This window comes from Nocardia sp. NPDC087230, from assembly GCF_044744725.1.
GTDB classification, from domain to species: domain Bacteria; phylum Actinomycetota; class Actinomycetes; order Mycobacteriales; family Mycobacteriaceae; genus Nocardia; species Nocardia canadensis.
On sequence record NZ_JBIUYV010000003.1, the window covers coordinates 87673 to 105996 of the forward strand.

Genomic DNA, 18324 nt, shown 5'->3' on the forward strand with positions numbered 1-18324 from the left:
CGGCGCGTCGTGCCGACGGTTCGTCCGCCGACCGGCCGGTGTTCGACCGGGTGTTCGCCGTCCACGGCGCCGCCGCAGGCCCCACACCGCGGCCTCGGAGGTTCGAATGACGAATCCTGTTCCCGCCCCGCCGCGTTCGATGACGGACGGAACGGCCGCCGTCGCCGTACCGGGCGCGCAGCGGCGCGCCGAGTTCCTGCGGTTGCTGGTCCAGCCCGTGATCGTGCTGATCCTCACCGTCGGGGTGCTGGTGTGGGCGTTCCGGCGCGATCTCACGCTCACCCAGCAGGCGAGCATCAGCGTCGGCAATATCGCCGAGGTCACCTGGCAGCACATCCTGATCACCGCGGCGGTGGTGATCATCGTCGTCGCGGTAGCGGTGCCGCTGGGCACGCTGCTGACCCGGCCCGGATTCCGCGGGCTCGCACCGATCTTCGTCGGCATCGCCAATATCGGTGCCTCGGCGCCCGCCATCGGCCTGATCGTGCTGTGCTACCTGGTCACCCGGACCACCGGATTCTGGGTGGGGGTCGCGCCGATCGCGTTCTGTTCGCTGCTGCCGGTGCTGCGCAACACGATCCTGGGTTACCAGGAGGTGGATCCGACGCTCGTCGACGCCGGTCGCGGGCAAGGGATGTCGTCGGTGCAGGTGCTGCGGCGCATCGAGTTCCCGCTCGCGGTGCCCTACATCCTGGCCGGCCTGCGCACCTCACTGGTGCTGGCCGTCGGCACCGCGACGCTGTCGTTCCTGGTGAGCGCGGGCGGCCTCGGCATCCTCATCGATACCGGGTACAAGCTGCGCGACACCGTCACATTGACCGTGGGCGCGGTGCTGGCCGTCGCCCTGGCCCTGTTGGTCGACTGGCTGGGCGCGCTGGCCGAGCAGTTCCTCGGACCGAGGGGGTTGCGGTGAGGATCACCCGATGGTTGCGTGGGCTCGCGCCCGTGGCCGGTGTGCTGCTGATCGCGAGTTGCGGTCTGCAGTCGGGCGGTTCGGTGCCGCTGCCGGTGGGACCGGGCAGCATCGTGGCCGTGCCCGCCCTCGACGGCGTCGCCGTCACCGTGGGTTCCAAGGACTTCACCGAGGCCAATATCCTCGGCTATCTGATCGAATTCGCGCTCACGGCGGCGGGCGCGGATGTGCGTGACCTGACCAATATCCAGGGCTCCAACAGCCTGCGCGACGCCCAGTTGCACGGTCAGGTCGACATCGCCTACGACTACACCGGCACCGGCTGGATCAACTACCTGGGCAACGAGACGCCCGAACCGGACGAGGTGCGCCAGTTCGAACTCGTCCGGGACGCCGATCGCGCCGAGCACGACATGGTGTGGGCCGCGATGGCGCCGATGAACAACACCTACGCCCTGGTCGCGAGCAGGCGCACCGCCGAGGAGACCGGCGTGCGCACGCTGTCGGACTATGCGGCGCTGATCGCGAAGGACCCGGCCGCGGCCGCCACCTGCGTGGGCACCGAGTTCAACGTCCGCCAGGACGGTTACCCGGGGATGGCCCGCAAGTACGGCATCGATGTCGGTGCGGTGCAGAAACAGATCGTCCAGGACGCGCTGGTCTATCAGGCGACCGCCGACGCCGAGCAGTGCCGGTTCGGCTCGGTCGCGGCCACCGACGGCCGCATCCCGGCGCTGGATCTGGTACTGCTCGACGACGACCGCGGCTTCTTCCCCAAGTACAACGCCGCGCTCGTCATGCACGGACCCTTCGCCGACGCGCACCCCGAGGTCGCCGCGCTCATGGCACCCATCTCCGCCCGCCTGACCAACGCGGTGATCACCGAGCTCAACCGCCAGGTCGACATCGGCGGTCGCGAACCGGCCGACGTCGCGCGCGACTGGATGGTCGCCGAGGGGCTGGTCACCGTCGGCTGACCCCTCGCGACGGTTTGCCGAACTGTTACCGGGCTTCGCCCGAGATGTCCGAAACGCGGGAGTCCTTCACACCGCACGCTCAGCTTCCCGGGCCATGATGGACGACGGTGGTGACACCGGCAACCGAAACGCGGAGCGGCGTGGGGGTCCGCTTCCCGACTGGGAGGATGACGCATGACGATCGAATTCCGCAAGGTGACCGTCCTGGGGACGGGGGTGCTCGGATCCCAGATCGCGTTCCAGACCGCCTTCCACGGGTTCGACGTGACCGCCTACGACATCGACGACAAGGCGATCACCGCGGCGCGTGGCCGATTCGACGAGCTCGCCAAGGTGTATCAGCAGGACGTCGAAGGCGCCGACGCGAGCAACACCGCAGCGACCGCGACGGGCATCACGCTGACCACCGATCTGGCGGCCGCGGCGGCCGAGGCGGACCTGATCATCGAGGCGGTGCCCGAGGTGCTCGAGATCAAGCGCGACCTCTACGGCAAGCTCGGGGCGCTGGCGCCCGAACGCACCGTGTTCGCGACGAACTCCTCGACGCTGCTGCCCAGCGACATCGTCGACTACACCGGCCGCGCCGACCGGTTCCTGGCGCTGCACTTCGCCAATCACGTCTGGAAGTTCAACACTGCCGAGGTCATGGGCACCGAGCGGACCGATCCGGCGGTGTTCCAGGCCGTGGTCGCGTTCGCGACGGCCATCGGCATGGTGCCGATCGAATTGCACAAGGAGAAGGCCGGTTACGTTCTCAACTCGCTGCTGGTGCCGTTCCTGAATTCCGGCATCGAGCTGGCGGCGGGCGGGTACGCCGAACCCGCCGCGGTCGACGAGACCTGGCGCATCGCCACCGGCGCCCCGATGGGCCCGTTCCAGATCCTCGACATCGTCGGCCTGACCACCCCCTACAACATCCTGATCAACGGCAGCGACGCGCACAAGAAGCTCGCGGCCTGGCTCAAGGAGAACTACATCGACAAGGGCAAGCTCGGCGCCGCCACCGGGGAGGGGTTCTACCGCTACACCGCGTAGTCCCGCTCGACATCGCCGGAACGGACAGAGGAGTCGGATGTACTACAGCAGTGGCAACTACGAAGCGTTCGCCCGTCCGCGCAAACCCCAAGGGGTGGAAGACAAGTCGGCCTGGTTCGTCGGCGCAGGCCTGGCGTCGCTGTCGGGCGCGGCCTTCCTGATCAGGGATGGGCAGATGTCCGGCGACCGGATCACCGTGCTGGAGCGGCTGAAGCTGCCCGGCGGTGCGCTCGACGGCATCAGGGAACCGAAGAAGGGCTTTGTCATCCGCGGTGGGCGCGAGATGGAGAACCACTTCGAATGTCTGTGGGATCTCTACCGTTCGGTGCCGTCCCTGGAGATAGAGGGCGCCAGCGTCCTCGACGAGTTCTACTGGCTCAACAAGGACGACCCGAACTTCTCGCTCCAGCGCGCCACCGTGCGACGCGGCCAGGACGCGCACACCGACGGCCTGTTCACCCTCACCGACCGCGCGCAGAAGGACATCGTGAAGGTGTTCCTCGCCACCCGCGAGCAGATGGAGAACAAGCGCATCGACGAGGTGTTCGGCGCGGACTTCCTGGCCAGCAATTTCTGGCTGTACTGGCGCACGATGTTCGCGTTCGAGGAATGGCACAGCGCGCTCGAGATGAAGCTGTACCTGCACCGCTTCATCCACCACATCGGCGGCCTGCCGGACTTCTCGGCGCTGAAGTTCACCAAGTACAACCAGTACGAGTCGCTGGTGCTGCCGCTGTATCGGTGGCTGCTCGACCAGGGTGTGCGGTTCCGCTTCGACACCGAGGTCACCGACGTCGATTTCGACATCACCGGGCCGCGCAAACAAGCCACCCGGCTGCGCTGGGTGTCCGAGGGCGTCGACGGCGGCGTCGATCTGACGGCGAACGATCTGCTGTTCGTCACCATCGGCTCGCTCACCGAGAACTCCGACGAAGGCGATCAGCACACGCCCGCGAAACTCGACGAGGGCCCGGCCCCGGCCTGGGATCTGTGGCGGCGGATCGCGGCCAAGGACCCCGCGTTCGGTCATCCCGACGTCTTCGGCGGCCACATCCCGGAGACCAAATGGGAATCGGCCACGGTCACCACCCTCGACGAGCGGATTCCGCGTTACATCCAGAAGATCTGCAAGCGGGACCCGTTCAGCGGCAAGGTCGTCACCGGCGGCATCGTGACGGTGCGGGACTCGTCCTGGCTGATGAGCTGGACGGTGAACCGGCAGCCACACTTCAAACAACAGCCCGCCGACCAGATCGTGGTGTGGGTGTACGCGCTCTTCGCCGACAAGCCCGGCGATTTCGTGCGCAAGTCGATGCAGGACTGCACCGGGGCGGAGATCACCCAGGAATGGCTCTACCACCTGGGCGTGCCCGAGGCGGAGATCCCGGAGATGGCCGCCGACGCGGCGACCTGCGTGCCGGTGATGATGCCGTACGTGACGGCGTTCTTCATGCCGCGCCAGGCGGGCGACCGGCCCGACGTGGTGCCCGCCGGCGCGGTGAACTTCGCCTTCATCGGCCAGTTCGCCGAGACCACCCGCGACTGCATCTTCACCACCGAGTACTCGGTGCGCACCGGCATGGAGGCGGCCTACCGGCTGCTCGACATCGAACGTGGGGTGCCGGAGGTGTACGCCTCCACCTACGACATCCGCTCGCTACTGGCGGCGACCAGCCGGTTGCGGGACGGCGAGGAGATGAGCCTGCCCGGACCGGACTTCGTCCGGCACCGGCTGCTGAAGAAGCTCGACGACACCGAGATCGGGCCGCTGCTGCGCGAGTTCGGCCTCGTCGGCGAGGACTAGGGGACACAACGCGGGGCCCGATCCGTCCGGACCGGGCCCCGCGGCGTGTTCGCTGAGCTAGTTCTTGGTGATGTCCACGCCGGGAGCGGCGTCGGTGACGATCGAGTCGGCGGCCAGCACGGCGCCGCCGCCCCGCTTGCGCCGCGACCGCAGCCGCTTCTCCAGCGTCGTCGCCAGGAAGGTCAGCGCCAGGTTCAGCGAGATCATGATCAGCGCCACGACGATCAGCGCGGGGATGGTGTTCTGCTGCGAGGCACCCTCCTGCTGACCGGCGCGCACCAGTTCCACATAGGTGATCTGGTAGCCCAGCGCGGTGTCCTTGAGCACGACCACCATCTGCGACACCAGGGCGGGCAGCATCGCCGTGACCGCCTGCGGCAGCAGGATCAGGCGCATCAGCTGGGTCTTGCGCAGGCCCAGCGCCACCGCGGCCTCGGTCTGGCCCTTGGGCAGCGACCGGATACCCGCGCGCACGATCTCGGCGATGACCGAGGCGTTGTAGATCACCAGCGCGATGACGACCGCGGCCAGCGCCAGGTCGTCGGAGCGGAAGACCTTGTACTCGCCGAAGACGGCGAACAGGAAGATCATCAGGATCAGCACCGGGATCGCCCTGGCCAGCTCGACGATCGCGCCCGCGGTCCAGCGGATCCACTTGTGATCCGACAGCCGCAGGATGCCGAAGATCATGCCGAAGATCAGCGCGAACACGATCGAGATGACCGCCGCGGTCAACGTGCCCCGCAGACCGGGCAGCAGGTAGGTCTCCCAGACGCCCGCTTCCAGGAACGGCTTCCACTTGGCCGCGGTGAACTGACCCTGCTCGTCGAACGCGTCGAACAGCAGCCAGCCGAAACCGGCCAGCGCGAGCACGACCAGGACCGAGTAGAGGTGATGCCGCAGGCGCGCGCGGGGGCCCGGCGCGTCGAAGAGGACCGAAGCTGCGCTCATCGGGCTACCTCGAATCGCTTGGCCAGCCAGCCGAAGAACAGGCCGGTCGGCAGGGTGAGAATGACGAAGCCGAGGGCGAAGATCGCACCGATCGCGAGCAGCGCGGCCTCGTTCTCGTTCATCTCGCTCATCAGGAAGGCGGCCTCGCCGACACCGATCACCGAGGCGATGGTCGAGTTCTTCGTCAGGGCGATCAGCACACTGCCCAGCGGGGCGATGACCGCGCGGAAGGCCTGCGGCAGCACCACCAGGCGCAGGTTCTGCGCGAAGCCGAAGCCGAGCGAGCGGCCCGCTTCGGACTGGCCCAGCGGCACCGTGTTGATGCCCGAGCGCAGCGACTCGCACACGAAGGCCGCCGTGTAGACGCTCAAGCCGACGATCGCCCAGCGATAGTTGTTGTCCGAGAGCGAATCACCGGCCAGCTTCCAGCCCAGGGTCGTGTACAGGCCCAGCGAGCAGAACACGATGATCAGCGTCAGGGGGGTGTTGCGGAAGATCGAGACGTAGGCGGAGCCGACCCAGCGCGCGACCGGGATGGGGGACACGCGCATGGCGGCGACGAGGGTGCCGAGGAGCAGCGCGCCGATCGCGGAGAAGAACGTCAGCTTGATGGTCACCCAGAAGGCGTCGAGGATTTCGGAGTCGTACCTCGAGATCAGGTCGAACACGGACGCGCGTCCTCCGATCGATGTGTAAGGGCCAGCAGGACTCGACCGCGGTGGCGGCCCGGGACTCCCGGACCGCCACCGCGGCGGTGATCAGTAGCGGTCGACGGTCGGCGGCTGCGGGATCGCGAAACCGGTGCCGGCGAAGGACTTCTCCAGCGCGGCCTTCCACGAACCGTCGGCGATCATCGCCTCGATCGCGTCGTTGATCTTGGTGCGCGCCTCGGTCTCGCCCTTCTTGATACCGATGCCGTACTTCTCGGTGGTGAAGGGCTTGTTGACCAGCTTGTAGGAGCCCGGCGACTGCGCGGCGTAACCGGCGAGGATGACGTTGTCGGTGGTCACCGCGTCCATCGCGCCGCCCCGCAGCGCCTCGATGCACAGCGAGTAGGTGTCGTAGGTCTGCAGCTGCGCCTGCGGGAACTTGTCCTTGATGTTCTGGGCCGGGGTGGAGCCCTTCACCGAGCACACCTTCTTGCCCGCCAGCGAGTCCGGGCCGGTGATGTCGGTGTTGTCGGCGCGCACCAGCAGGTCCTGACCGGCGATGTAGTACGGGCCGGCGAAGTCGACCTTCTCCTTGCGCTTGTCGGTGATCGAGTAGGTCGCGACGACGTAGTCGACCTGACCGTTCTCGAGCAGCGTCTCGCGCTGCGCCGACGGCGACTCCTTGAAGGTGATGTTCTCCGGCTTCACGCCGAGCTTGTCGGCCACGTACTTGGCCACCTCGACGTCGAAGCCGCTGTAGGTGCCGTCGGTGTTGCGCAGGCCCAGACCCGGCTGGTCGAACTTGATGCCGACGGTCAGCTTGCCGTCCTTGGCGTGGTCGAGCACCGACCCCTCGTCACCGCCGCCACAGCCCGCGGTGAGCGTGGCAGCCAATGCCAGTGCCGCGGCGCCGATTCCGACCCGCATCGCACGATTGATCCTCATCGAGTGTCCTTCTCCTGGTGATGGGTGGTGGTCAGTGACTGAGAATTTTGCCGAGGAAGTCCTTGGCCCGGTCCGAGGCGGGTGCGGTGAAGAAGGTCTCCGGCGCGGTGTCCTCGACGATCTCGCCGTCGGCCATGAACAGCACGCGGTCGCCGGCCCGGCGGGCGAAGCCCATCTCGTGGGTCACGACGAGCATCGTCATGCCCTCCTTGGCGAGCGAGACCATCACCTCGAGCACTTCGTTGACCATCTCCGGGTCCAGCGCGGAGGTGGGCTCGTCGAAGAGCATCACCTTCGGGTCCATCGCCAGCGAGCGGGCGATCGCGACGCGCTGCTGCTGGCCGCCGGAGAGCTGGGCGGGGTACTTGTCGGCCTGGTTGGCGATGCCGACCCGGTCGAGCAGGGCCAGCGCGTGCTTGCGCGCCTCGTCCTTCTTGATGCCGCGCACCTTCAGCGGCGCGAGCATGACGTTGTCGAGAATCGTCTTGTGCGCGAACAGATTGAACGACTGGAACACCATGCCGACCTCGGCGCGCAGCGCGGCCAGCGCCTTGCCCTCGGCGGGCAGCGCGACGCCGTCGATGGCGATGTCGCCGGAGTCGATCGGTTCGAGCCGGTTGATGGTGCGGCACAGGGTGGACTTCCCCGAGCCCGAGGGGCCGAGGACGATCACGACCTGCCCGCGGGGGACTTCCAGGTTGATGTGGCGCAGAACGTGGAGTTCACCGAAGTGTTTGTCCACGTTGCGCATCGAGATCATCGGCGGCGCGCCAGCAGTGGCGGCGGCGTCGGCTTTCCCGGTCGCGGGTGCGGCGTCGTCGGTCATGGTCAGAAACCTTAGGCGTTCTTCGGAGATTTGCCCGGCTTTCCGTGACTCGCCGCCACGGCACGCCGAAACGACACCGGCCGGTAACCTGCCGGTACCACGGGCGACTCCCGGACGCGACGCAGACCACATCAGGGGCGGGCCGTACCCTGGACGGGTGGATTCGAACGGACAGAACGCGACGGAGCGCGCGGTGACGCAGGCGCGCAGTTACGAGGTCCGCACCTTCGGCTGCCAGATGAACGTACACGACTCCGAACGCTTGTCCGGCCTGCTCGAAGACGCGGGCTATGTGAAGGCCGCGCCCACCGACACCCCCGACCTGGTGGTGTTCAACACCTGCGCGGTGCGCGAGAACGCCGACAACAAGCTCTACGGCACCCTGGGCCACCTGGCGCCGGTGAAGCAGGGCAGGCCCGGCATGCAGATCGCCGTCGGCGGCTGCCTGGCGCAGAAGGACCGCGAGACCGTCGTGCGCAAGGCGCCCTGGGTCGACGTGGTGTTCGGCACACACAACATCGGCTCGCTGCCGGTGCTGCTCGAGCGGGCCCGGCACAACGAGGAAGCCCAGGTCGAGATCCTCGAATCGCTCGAGGCGTTCCCCTCGACGCTGCCCGCCAAGCGGGAATCGGCCTACGCCGGCTGGGTGTCGATCTCGGTGGGCTGCAACAACACCTGCACCTTCTGCATCGTGCCCGCGCTGCGCGGCAAGGAGGTCGACCGCCGCCCCGGTGACGTGCTCGCCGAGGTGCAGGCGCTGGTCGATCAGGGCGTGCTCGAGGTGACGCTGCTCGGCCAGAACGTCAACTCCTACGGCGTGAACTTCGTGGACCCGGAACAGCCGCGTGATCGCGGGGCCTTCGCCCAGCTGCTGCGCGCGACCGGACAGATCGAAGGCCTCGAGCGGGTGCGGTTCACCTCCCCGCATCCGGCCGAGTTCACCGACGATGTCATCGAGGCGATGGCGCAGACCCCGACCGTCTGCCCGCAGCTGCACATGCCGCTGCAGTCCGGGTCGGACCGGGTGCTCAAGGCGATGCGTCGCTCCTACCGCAAGGAGCGCTTCCTGGGCATCATCGACAAGGTGCGCGCGGCGATGCCGCACGCCTCGATCACCACCGACATCATCGTGGGCTTCCCCGGCGAGACCGAGGAGGACTTCCAGGAGACCCTGGACGTGGTGCGCCGGGCGCGGTTCACCAGCGCCTACACCTTCCAGTACTCCAAGCGGCCGGGAACCCCGGCCGCCGAACTGCCCGACCAGCTGCCCAAGGCGGTGGTGCAGGAGCGCTACGACCGGCTGATCGCCCTGCAGGAGCAGGTCTCGCTCGAAGCCAACCAGGCGTTGATCGGCACCGAGGTGGAACTGCTCGTCGCCGACGGCGCGGGCAAGAAGAACGCCGCCACCGCCCGGATGAGCGGTCGCGCGCGCGACGGCAGGCTGGTGCACTTCCGGCCCGGCACCGACACGGGGATCCGCCCGGGCGACATCGTCGTCGTCGACATCACCGAGGCCGCGCCCCACCACCTGATCGCCGACGGCGCGGTGAAGGCGCACCGGCGCACCAGGGCGGGCGACGCGCACGAGCGCGGCGTGACGCCGAAGACCGAACCGATCGGCGTCGGCCTGGGGCTGCCGCGGATCGGCGCGCCCGCGGTCGAGCCGGTCACCAGTGGCTGCTCGACCGGCTGCTCGTGAGCTCGACGCCGGAGGACCCCGAACCTACTACCGGTCGTAGTGGGTCGGGTGCCGACGGCGCGGACGGTGATGGCACAGTAGAGCCCGGCACACACGAGACCAGCAACGATCAGCCTGCGAACAGGAGCGACAACGCGGTGAACCGGGTGGACGACAAGGAATTCGAACAGTTCCGCGGCGAACTCGACGCGGTGGAACGCCGCATCGCAGGCGAGATCGATCCCGGCGCGCGGGCGCTGGTCGTGGCGGGCGCGGTCTTCGCGCTGCTGATCTCGCTGGTGCTGCCGACCGCGGGCACCGCGCGCGGGTTCGACGTGCTGCTCAACACCGAGGCCGCGGGGGTCGAGCACATCGGCCTGCCCTCGCGGATCTTCGTCTGGCTGGTCATCGTCTTCGGTGTCGGCTTCTCGCTGCTGGCGCTGACCACCCGCCGCTGGGTGCTGGCCTGGCTGGCCTGCGCGGGCTCGGCGGTCGGCAGCGTGTTCGGCGTGCTGTCGATCTGGCACCGGCAGACCCCCGGCCTGGGCAACTACGAGGGCGCCGGCCCCGGCATCGGCCTGATCCTGGGCACCATCGCGATCATGGTGCTCACCTTCCACTGGATTCGCGTGGTCTGGAGCCGCACCGCCGTGCAGCTCGCCGCCGAGGAGCAGCGCCGCAACGCCGCGCGCGAGGCCGAGGAACGCGACCGTAAGCGCCTGACCGGCGAATAGCCCGCGGAACGAGTGAACCCCCGACCACCCGGTCGGGGGTTCACTCGTTTCGCGAGCTCAGCGGTTGCTGACCGCGCCTTCGGCGGCCTCGGCCCATTCACGCCACTGCTTGGCCTGCTCGAGCGCCTTCTCCGCGTCGCGCTTCTTGCCCGCCGCGGTGGCCTTGGCGGCCTGTTCCTCGAACTGGGCGACCCGCTCGCGGAACTGCGCGGCGCGCGCCACCGCCTCCGGATCGGTGCGCCGCCACTGCTGGTCGGCGGCGTCGCGCACGCGCTTCTCGATGGCGCGCAGCTTGCCTTCCAGCTCCTGCATGCGCTCGCGCGGCACCTTGCCGACGGCGTCCCACTTGTCCTGCAGCTCGCGCAGGGCGTTGCGGGCGGCGTCGAGCCCGGTGGCCGGGTCGATGTGCGCGTAGGCGCGCAGCAACTCCTCCTTGGCGGTGGCGTTGTGCTCGAACTCGGCGTCGCGCTCGGAGACCGCCGCGTTGCGGGCGGCGAAGAACACGTCCTGGGCGCTCTTGAACCGCCGCCACAGCGCCTCGTCGGCCTCGCGCGGGGCGCGGCCCGCCGCCTTCCACTCGGTGAGCAGGTCGCGGAATACCGCGGCCGTGCCGGTCCAGTCGGTCGAGCCCGACAGTTCCTCGGCGCGTACGCACAGCTCTTCCTTGCGCGTCTTCGCCGAGGCGCGCTCGCGGTCGAGCTCGGCGAAGTGCGCGCCGCGCCTGCGGTTGAACGCCTCGCGGGCCTTGGAATAGCGCTTCCACAGGGCGTCGTCGACCTTGCGGTCGACCCCGCGGATGGACTTCCACTCGTCGAGGATCTCGCGCAGCCGGTCGCCCGCGTGTTTCCACTGGGTGGACTCGGCGGCGATCTGCTCGGCCTCGGCGGCAAGGGCTTCCTTGCGCTCGGTGTGCTCGTGCCGGGCGCGCTCCTTCTCCTCCTTGGCGTGCGCGGCGGCCTCTTCGGAGTGCTCGGTGATCGCCTGCAGACGCACGGCCAGACCGTCGATATCGCCGATGACGGCCGCGGTCGGCAGTGTCTCGGCGATCGCGAGTGCGGCCGCCTTGGTCTTGCGGGCGTCGGCGCCCGCGGCCAGCCTGGCCTCGAGCAGCGCCACCTCGGTGGCCAGGTCGTCGAAGCGGCGGCCGAAGTGCTCGAGTCCCTCGGCGGCGTCGCCCGCCTGCCAGGACCCGATGATCCGCTCGCCGTCGGCGGTCTTGACCCACGCGGTGCCGTCCTCGTCGACCCGGCCCCACTTGCTGGGGTCGGTGACCGTCGGCACGACGACCGGATGCGGATGGGGTTGATCGGGGCCCGGCGCCGGTTTCACGGCGTGTGGCTTCGGCGGACGCGGAGACTTTCCGCCGGGCTTGGGGGTACCGGACGGTCGCGGGCCCGGACCGGGGGTGGGCTTCGCGGTTCCGTTGCTGTCGGTCATTGCTCTCCGTCCCTGCCGCGCGTCACGGCTGCCTGGTTACGCCCTAGCACATCCCATTGAACCCGGTCGGAGCCGAGGAAACCATCGATCCGAGTGATCGGATGCCGGATTTCCTGGGATTTCGTCCCGGACGACGTGGGTAGTCGCACCTGAAAACACTAGCAATCTCGGCGGGCATCACCGCGCCGGACACTCGCAGACGGCTGCCCGGTCGCGGTGCGGCGGGTGCGGCCCCCGGCGCGCGATACGGCTACGGTTACCGCGTGTTCTCGATAGCGGCCCTGGTCCCGTCGCCGCCGATGCTGGTGCCCGAACTGTGCGGGCGCCGGGTGGCAGCGGGCAGTGATCCCGACGACCCGACCGCGGTGCTGCGCGCCGCCGCCCTCGACGCCGTGGCCACGCTCGCCGCCGCGACCGACCGCTGGACGGTCGTCGGCGTCGGCGCGCGCGACCAGAACTTCGCGTCCACGACCAGAGGGACGTTCCGTGGCTTCGGCGCCGACGTCGTCGTCGGGCTCGGCCCGGCGGGGCCGGACGCGGCCCCAGCAGACCCCCAGCTTCCCCTGCCGGTCCTGGTCGCCGGATGGTTGCGCGAGCAGGTCGCCCCCGGGATCTCGGTGACGGCGCGGCTGCTGGCCGCCGACACCACGCCCGCGGACTGTGCCGGGGCGGGCGCGGCGCTGCGGGCCGAACTCGACGCCGACCCCGCCCCGCACGGGGTGCTCGTCGTCGCCGACGGCGCGGCGACGCTCACGGTCGCGGCGCCCGGATATCTGGACGAGCGGGCGGCACCGGTCCAAGACGCGCTCGACGCCGCCCTGCGCGCCGGCTCACGGACCGGGCTGGCGGTCCTGGACCCCGCGCTGTGCGCGCAACTGCTGCTCGACGGGCGGGCCGCCTACCAGGTGCTCGGCGGTCTGTTCGCCACCGATTCGGCCGATCCACGGGTGCGTACCCTCTATCAGGGCGCACCCTATGGTGTCGGCTACGACGTGAGCGTGTGGGAACCCGGTGGACAGGAAGGTAGCGACGAGTGACGAGCTGGCCCGGGCGCCCCATCGCGGTCGTCGGCCCCACCGCCACCGGCAAGTCCGACCTCGCGCTCGACCTGGCCGAACGGCTCGACGGCGAGATCGTCAACATCGACGCGATGCAGCTCTACCGCGGAATGGACGTCGGCACCGCCAAGCTGCCGCTCGACCAGCGCCGCGGCATCCCGCATCACCTGCTCGACGTGCTCGAGGTCACCGAGACCGCGACGGTCGCCGCCTACCAGCGCGAGGCGAGCGCGATCGTCGAGGACATCATGGCGCGCGGGCGCACTCCGGTGATCGTCGGCGGCTCGATGATGTACGTGCAGGCACTGCTGGACCAGTGGGACTTCCCGGCCACCGACCCGGCGGTGCGCGCCCGCTGGGAGGCACTGCTCGCCGAAGGCGGCGTGGCCGCCGTGCACGCGGCGCTGCGCGCGGCCGATCCGGTCGCGGCCGCCACCATCCTGCCCACCGACGGTCGCCGGATGGTGCGCGCGCTCGAGGTCGTCGAGCTGACCGGCCAGCCCTTCGCGGCCTCGGCGCCGACGATCGGCGCCCCCCGCTGGGACACGGCCATCCTCGGCGTCGACCGCGAGACCGCCGCTCTGGACGCCCGGATCGAGACCCGCACCGCCCTGATGTTCGACACCGGTCTGGTCGAGGAAGTGCGCGCCCTGATCGAGGTCGGCCTGCGCGACGGCCAGACCGCCCGCCGCGCGATCGGCTACGCCCAGGTGCTGGCCCACCTCGACGGTGACTACGACCTCGCCCACGCCCGCGAGCGCACGCTGATCGGCACCCGCCGGTATGTGCGCAGGCAGCGGTCGTGGTTCCGCCGCGATCCCCGGGTGACCTGGGTCGACGGCGCCGACCCCGAGCTCGCCGCGACCGCGCTGGCCCGGCTCACCACGCACCAGACAGACCCGACAGGACGGACAGCGCAGTGACGCGACGAGTGAGTACCCGCAACGCCTCGGTGCAGGTGTGGCAGGCCTACCTCAACAACCGGACGAAACGTCATCGTGACGGCCGGTTCCTCGTGCAGGGCGTGCGCCCGATCACCCAGGCGCTGGCCAACGACTGGCCCCTCGAGACGCTGCTCTACCGGCTGGGGACCCCCGAACTGTCGAGCTGGGCGCGCGAGGTGCTCGACACCGCCGACGTGCCGCAGGTCGGACTCGTGCCCGAGCTGATGGCCGAGCTGGGTGAGAAGGCGGCGAGCGTGCCGGAGATCGTCGCGGTCGCGGTGTCGCGGCAGCCGGACCTGGCCGACTACGCGCCGGGCGAACCGGGGGAGGACGCGCCGGTCGTCGTCGTGTTCGATCGCCCGAACTCGCCGGGCAACCTGGGCACCCTGATCCGTTCGGCGGACGCCTTCGGCGCCTCGGGCGTGATCGTCACCGGCCACGGCGCCGACCAGTTCGACCCGCAGGCCGTGCGCGCCTCCACCGGCTCGCTGTTCGCGGTCCCGGTGCTGCGCGCGGCAGGCCCGGCCCAGGTGCTCGAGTTCCGCGATCGCCAGGTGGCCCGCGGCATCCCCACCCGCATCGTCGGCACCGACGAGGACGCGCCCAGCACCATCTACGACTACGACTTCACCGAGGCCACCATCCTGGTGGTCGGCAACGAGACGACCGGGATGAGTTCGGCCTGGGCCGAGGCCTGCGACGATCTGGTGACCATCCCGATGGGCGGCACGGCCAGCTCGCTCGGCGCGCCGTCGGCGGGCGCGATCAGCCTGTACGAGATCGCCCGCCAGCGGCGCACCTTCGCCCGGTAACGCGGTCCCCGGCGGCGCAGAGGAGAATGACGAACGTGTCCGACATCGAATTCAGCAAAGGCCACGGCACCCAGAACGACTTCGTGGTGCTGCCCGACCCCCAGGTCCGGCTCGACCTGACCGCCGACCGGATCGCCGCGCTGTGCGACCGGCAGCGTGGGCTGGGCGCCGACGGCGTGCTGCGGGTGGCGAAGACGGGCGCGCTGGTCGAAGCGGGCGTGCTCACCGCGCTGCCCGAGGGTGTCGGCGCCGAGGACTGGTTCATGGACTACCGCAACGCCGACGGCTCGATCGCCGAGATGTGCGGCAACGGCGTGCGGGTCTTCGCGCACTACCTCGCCGCGTCCGGGCTGGAATCGCGCACGGAGTTCGTCGTCGGCAGCCGGGCCGGCGCCCGGCCGGTCGTGGTGCACGCGGCCGGACCGGTCGAGGGCGAGGTCACCGTCGACATGGGCGTTGTGCGCGAACTCGGGCCCTCGACCGCCACCCTGGGCGGCTGGGCGCTGTCGGGCATCGGCATCGATGTCGGCAATCCGCACCTGGCCTGCGTCGACCCCGGGCTCACCGCGGACGCGCTGGCCAAGCTGGATCTGGCGGTCTCGCCCGGCTTCGACCCCGACCTGTTCCCGCACGGGGTCAATGTCGAGATCCTCACCGCGCTCGGCCCCGACAACGCCGTCGACATGCGCGTCTACGAACGCGGCGTCGGCGAGACCCGGTCCTGCGGAACGGGAACCGTGGCCGCGGCGGCCGCCGCGCTGACCGCCGCCGGTGTCTCGGTGAGCACCGGATCCGGTGCGGTGACGGTGCGGGTACCCGGCGGCGAGGTGCGGGTGACCGTCGACCGGGGCCGGGCCCAGCTGCGTGGCCCGTCGGTGCTGGTGGCCACCGGAACGCTGTCGCGGGACTGGTGGGACGCGCAGTAGCGGGATAACCGGATGCGCCCTGTCACCGTGACGTGGCAGCATGGAGGGCGTATGACGAAACCAGAAACCCCCACAGACACCCCCTCGGCCGAGCACACCACCGCGGCCGAGCCCGACGTGGCCGCCGATCGCGGCGACGTCGACGACGCGCTGGCCCGCCACGCGGCCCGCATGCGGCAGCCCGGCTGGTCCCCCGAACCCACCGTCGGCGAGATGCAGCTCGACGAGCGTTCCTCGTTGCGCCGCGTGGCCGGACTGTCCACCGAGCTCACCGACATCACCGAGGTCGAATATCGGCAGCTGCGCCTGGAACGGGTCGTGCTGGTCGGTGTGTGGACCACCGGCAGCTCCGCCCAGGCCGAGGCGAGCATGGTCGAGCTGGCCGCCCTCGCCGAGACCGCGGGCTCGGAGGTCCTCGAAGGCCTGATCCAGCGTCGCGACAAGCCCGACCCGGCCACCTACATCGGCTCCGGCAAGGCCGAGGAACTGCGCACCGTGGTTCTCGACACCGGCGCCGACACCGTGATCTGCGACGGTGAGCTGACCCCGGCGCAGCTGACCGCGCTGGAGAAGGTCGTCAAGGTGAAGGTCATCGACCGCACCGCGCTGATCCTCGACATCTTCGCCCAGCACGCCACCTCCCGCGAGGGCAAGGCCCAGGTCGCGCTGGCCCAGATGGAATACATGCTGCCCCGCCTGCGCGGCTGGGGTGAGTCGATGTCGCGGCAGGCCGGTGGTCGCGCGGGCAGCAACGGCGGTGTGGGTCTGCGTGGTCCCGGTGAGACCAAGATCGAGACCGACCGTCGCCGCATCCGCGAGCGGATGGCCAAGCTGCGTCGTGAGATCCGCGAGATGAAGACCGCGCGCGACACCATGCGCGCGCGCCGCGCGGGCAGCGGGGTCCCCTCGATCGCGATCGTCGGCTACACCAACGCGGGCAAGTCCAGCCTGATGAACGCGCTGACCGGAGCGGGCCTGCTGGTGCAGGACGCGCTGTTCGCCACCCTCGATCCGACCACTCGCCGGGCCGCGCTCGACGACGGCCGCGAGATGGTGTTCACCGATACCGTCGGCTTCGTCCGGCACCTGCCCACCCAGCTGGTCGAGGCGTTCCGCTCGACGCTGGAGGAGGTCACCGGCGCCGACCTGCTGCTGCATGTCGTCGACGGTTCCGATCCGCTGCCGCTCGAACAGATCAAGGCGGTCCGCGAGGTGATCACCGACGTGATCAAGGAGCAGGGCACCGCCGCGCCGCCGGAACTGCTGGTGGTCAACAAGATCGACGCGGCCGACCCGAACGAGCTCACCCGGCTGCGCGGGATGCTGCCCGACGCGGCGTTCGTCTCGGCGCAGACCGGCGCCGGGGTGGAGGAGCTGCGCGAGCGGCTCTCGGAGGTGCTCGGCGGGCTCGATGTCGACATCAGTGTGCTGCTGCCCTACAGCCGCGGCGACCTGCTCGCGCGCATCCACGCCGACGGCCGGATCATCACCTCCGAGCACGAGGAAGGCGGCACCAGGGTCCGCGCGCGGGTACCGCACGCGCTGGCCGCCGCACTGTCGGAATATGCCCATTCGGGCCCGGCCGAGGCCGTGCCGAACTGATCCGACCAGCAGGGTTTGCCGCGGGGTAGCGGTCAACGTCGATGCGACACAGCCATTTTCGGGCGCTATGGTCGATTGTCGACAGCAGGAGGGTGTTATGTCGAATGACCAGCGGGGTCCAGCGATTGTGAACGAGAACAGGGTGGGATCGGTCGAGCAGGGCGACCGGATCCTCTCCGACAACGCGCCGTTGAATCCGACGCCGAGCGAATGGGAGATCCGGGCGTTCGAGGCGTTCTTCGCGCCGGTGCGCGCGTGGACCAGTCCGCGGTTCTACGGCCTGGAGAACATCCCGGCCGAGGGCCCGGTGCTGATCGTGGCCAATCACAATCTGCTCGGCGGGATCGACGCGCCGCTGCTGATGCCGGAGATCCTGCGTCAGCGCGGGCGCCTGGTGCGCGGCCTGGCCGAGCACGTGCTGATGGTGCCGGGCGTGCGGGAGATCCTGCATCGCTTCGGCGCGGTGCGGGGCACCCGCGGCAACTGCCTGGCGCTGCTGGAGCGGGGCGAGGCTGTGGTCGTGTTCCCGGGCGGTGGCCGGGAGGCGATCCGCCGCAAGGGCGAGAAGTACGTGCTCAAGTGGGAGGGCCGGACCGGCTTCGCGCGGATGGCGATCCAGGCGGGGGTGCCGATCGTGCCGCTGGCGATGATCGGCATCGACGACGCGTTCGACATCGTCTTCGACGGCCAGCACCCGGTGATGCGCCCGCTGCGCTGGACGTGCAGCCTGCTCGGCATCAACCCGGAACTGAACCCGCCGCTGGTCAAGGGCATCGGCCCGACGCCGGTGCCGCGCCCGGAGCGGTTCTACTTCTCGGCGGGCACGCCGATCGACCCGACGCCCTGGCTCGAGGCCGACGATGTCGACGCCGCGGCGGCCGATCTGCGTGACGTGGTCCGCAAGGGGCTCGAGGAAGAACTCCAGTTCCTGTTCAACGAACGCGAGCGCGATTCCGGCCGCACCCTGGTCGGCCGCCTCCGCAACGCCTTGCCCTTCTGACCTTCGCGGGTGGAGCGCCGTGGAATGCCCGC

Annotated in this window: 17 protein-coding genes; 12 read left to right on the top strand and 5 right to left on the bottom strand. The window is 69.9% G+C overall.

Going from position 1 to position 18324, the window contains the following annotated elements; all coding sequences use genetic code 11:
* Positions 1-139 precede the first annotated feature (139 nt).
* From ACIO52_RS12460 to ACIO52_RS12475, 4 genes are all read left to right on the top strand, one after another.
* Positions 140-913: an ABC transporter permease gene (locus tag ACIO52_RS12460; protein WP_218716478.1), complete on the top strand. Its 774-nt coding sequence runs from the start codon at positions 140-142 to the stop codon at positions 911-913.
* Complete coding sequence (locus ACIO52_RS12465; protein ID WP_402643690.1) at positions 910-1890, top strand: glycine betaine ABC transporter substrate-binding protein; 981 nt, start codon at positions 910-912, stop codon at positions 1888-1890. Before ACIO52_RS12460 ends, ACIO52_RS12465 begins: the two co-directional genes overlap by 4 nt.
* A gap of 174 nt (positions 1891-2064) precedes the next feature.
* A complete protein-coding gene (locus ACIO52_RS12470) occupies positions 2065-2925 on the top strand; it encodes a 3-hydroxyacyl-CoA dehydrogenase (protein ID WP_218716469.1) in 861 nt (286 codons plus the stop codon).
* A 37-nt stretch (positions 2926-2962) separates the two neighbouring features.
* The gene (locus ACIO52_RS12475) at positions 2963-4729 is read left to right on the top strand and encodes an oleate hydratase (RefSeq protein WP_316575498.1); all 1767 of its coding nucleotides are present in this window, start codon (positions 2963-2965) and stop codon (positions 4727-4729) included.
* A 57-nt stretch (positions 4730-4786) separates the two neighbouring features.
* On the opposite strand, the gene ACIO52_RS12480 is transcribed toward ACIO52_RS12475, so the two are convergent.
* From ACIO52_RS12480 to ACIO52_RS12495, 4 genes are all read right to left on the bottom strand, one after another.
* Complete coding sequence (locus tag ACIO52_RS12480; protein WP_218716471.1) at positions 4787-5680, bottom strand: amino acid ABC transporter permease; 894 nt, start codon at positions 5678-5680, stop codon at positions 4787-4789.
* Positions 5677-6348 carry an amino acid ABC transporter permease gene (locus ACIO52_RS12485; RefSeq protein WP_218716472.1) on the bottom strand — a complete coding sequence of 224 codons (672 nt, stop codon included), beginning with the start codon at positions 6346-6348 and terminating at the stop codon, positions 5677-5679. Before ACIO52_RS12485 ends, ACIO52_RS12480 begins: the two co-directional genes overlap by 4 nt.
* 90 nt (positions 6349-6438) lie before the next feature.
* Positions 6439-7275 carry a glutamate ABC transporter substrate-binding protein gene (locus ACIO52_RS12490; RefSeq protein WP_218716473.1) on the bottom strand — a complete coding sequence of 279 codons (837 nt, stop codon included), beginning with the start codon at positions 7273-7275 and terminating at the stop codon, positions 6439-6441.
* Positions 7276-7306: 31 nt separating this feature from the next.
* Positions 7307-8035 (bottom strand): amino acid ABC transporter ATP-binding protein, encoded by a 729-nt coding sequence (locus ACIO52_RS12495; RefSeq protein ID WP_218716479.1) that lies wholly within the window; start codon positions 8033-8035, stop codon positions 7307-7309.
* A 304-nt stretch (positions 8036-8339) separates the two neighbouring features.
* On the opposite strand from ACIO52_RS12495, the gene miaB reads away from it, so the two are divergent.
* Both miaB and ACIO52_RS12505 read left to right on the top strand, forming a co-directional pair.
* A complete protein-coding gene (miaB, locus tag ACIO52_RS12500; protein ID WP_402644411.1) occupies positions 8340-9800 on the top strand; it encodes a tRNA (N6-isopentenyl adenosine(37)-C2)-methylthiotransferase MiaB in 1461 nt (486 codons plus the stop codon).
* A gap of 137 nt (positions 9801-9937) precedes the next feature.
* Positions 9938-10513, top strand: coding sequence for a hypothetical protein (locus ACIO52_RS12505; protein WP_218716474.1), 576 nt, complete (start codon positions 9938-9940; stop codon positions 10511-10513).
* Positions 10514-10570: 57 nt separating this feature from the next.
* Here the strand turns inward: ACIO52_RS12505 and ACIO52_RS12510 are convergent, their stop codons facing one another.
* Entirely contained in the window at positions 10571-11950 is a 1380-nt protein-coding gene (locus ACIO52_RS12510; RefSeq protein ID WP_218716475.1) for a DUF349 domain-containing protein, read from the bottom strand.
* 263 nt (positions 11951-12213) lie between these two features.
* Here ACIO52_RS12510 and ACIO52_RS12515 point away from each other — a divergent pair, with 263 nt between their 5' ends.
* The 6 genes from ACIO52_RS12515 (at position 12214) to ACIO52_RS12540 (ending at position 18292) form a co-directional block, all read left to right on the top strand.
* Entirely contained in the window at positions 12214-12987 is a 774-nt protein-coding gene (locus tag ACIO52_RS12515; protein WP_402643698.1) for a hypothetical protein, read from the top strand.
* On the top strand, positions 12984-13931 hold the full coding sequence (gene miaA / locus ACIO52_RS12520) for a tRNA (adenosine(37)-N6)-dimethylallyltransferase MiaA (RefSeq protein ID WP_402643701.1): 948 nt from the start codon (positions 12984-12986) through the stop codon (positions 13929-13931). The genes ACIO52_RS12515 and miaA overlap by 4 nt, the downstream gene beginning before the upstream one ends.
* A complete protein-coding gene (locus ACIO52_RS12525; protein ID WP_402643704.1) occupies positions 13928-14764 on the top strand; it encodes a TrmH family RNA methyltransferase in 837 nt (278 codons plus the stop codon). The genes miaA and ACIO52_RS12525 overlap by 4 nt, the downstream gene beginning before the upstream one ends.
* A 44-nt stretch (positions 14765-14808) precedes the next feature.
* Positions 14809-15690: a diaminopimelate epimerase gene (gene dapF / locus ACIO52_RS12530; protein WP_218715885.1), complete on the top strand. Its 882-nt coding sequence runs from the start codon at positions 14809-14811 to the stop codon at positions 15688-15690.
* Positions 15691-15861: 171 nt separating this feature from the next.
* A complete protein-coding gene (hflX, locus tag ACIO52_RS12535; protein WP_255586520.1) occupies positions 15862-17292 on the top strand; it encodes a GTPase HflX in 1431 nt (476 codons plus the stop codon).
* 142 nt (positions 17293-17434) lie between these two features.
* The gene (locus ACIO52_RS12540) at positions 17435-18292 is read left to right on the top strand and encodes a lysophospholipid acyltransferase family protein (RefSeq protein WP_308248318.1); all 858 of its coding nucleotides are present in this window, start codon (positions 17435-17437) and stop codon (positions 18290-18292) included.
* Positions 18293-18324 lie beyond the last annotated feature (32 nt).

What these genes read in the sequence shown, in the direction of transcription:
- ACIO52_RS12470 (WP_218716469.1), top strand. Translation starts at nt 2,065, where the DNA reads ATGACGATCGAATTCCGCAAGGTGACCGTCCTGGGGACGGGGGTGCTC.
- ACIO52_RS12460 (WP_218716478.1), top strand. Translation starts at nt 140, where the DNA reads ATGACGGACGGAACGGCCGCCGTCGCCGTACCGGGCGCGCAGCGGCGC.
- ACIO52_RS12490 (WP_218716473.1), bottom strand. Translation starts at nt 7,275, where the DNA reads ATGAGGATCAATCGTGCGATGCGGGTCGGAATCGGCGCCGCGGCACTG.
- hflX (WP_255586520.1), top strand. Translation starts at nt 15,862, where the DNA reads ATGCGGCAGCCCGGCTGGTCCCCCGAACCCACCGTCGGCGAGATGCAG.
- miaB (WP_402644411.1), top strand. Translation starts at nt 8,340, where the DNA reads ATGAACGTACACGACTCCGAACGCTTGTCCGGCCTGCTCGAAGACGCG.
- ACIO52_RS12495 (WP_218716479.1), bottom strand. Translation starts at nt 8,035, where the DNA reads ATGATCTCGATGCGCAACGTGGACAAACACTTCGGTGAACTCCACGTT.
- ACIO52_RS12510 (WP_218716475.1), bottom strand. Translation starts at nt 11,950, where the DNA reads ATGACCGACAGCAACGGAACCGCGAAGCCCACCCCCGGTCCGGGCCCG.
- ACIO52_RS12480 (WP_218716471.1), bottom strand. Translation starts at nt 5,680, where the DNA reads ATGAGCGCAGCTTCGGTCCTCTTCGACGCGCCGGGCCCCCGCGCGCGC.
- ACIO52_RS12475 (WP_316575498.1), top strand. Translation starts at nt 2,963, where the DNA reads ATGTACTACAGCAGTGGCAACTACGAAGCGTTCGCCCGTCCGCGCAAA.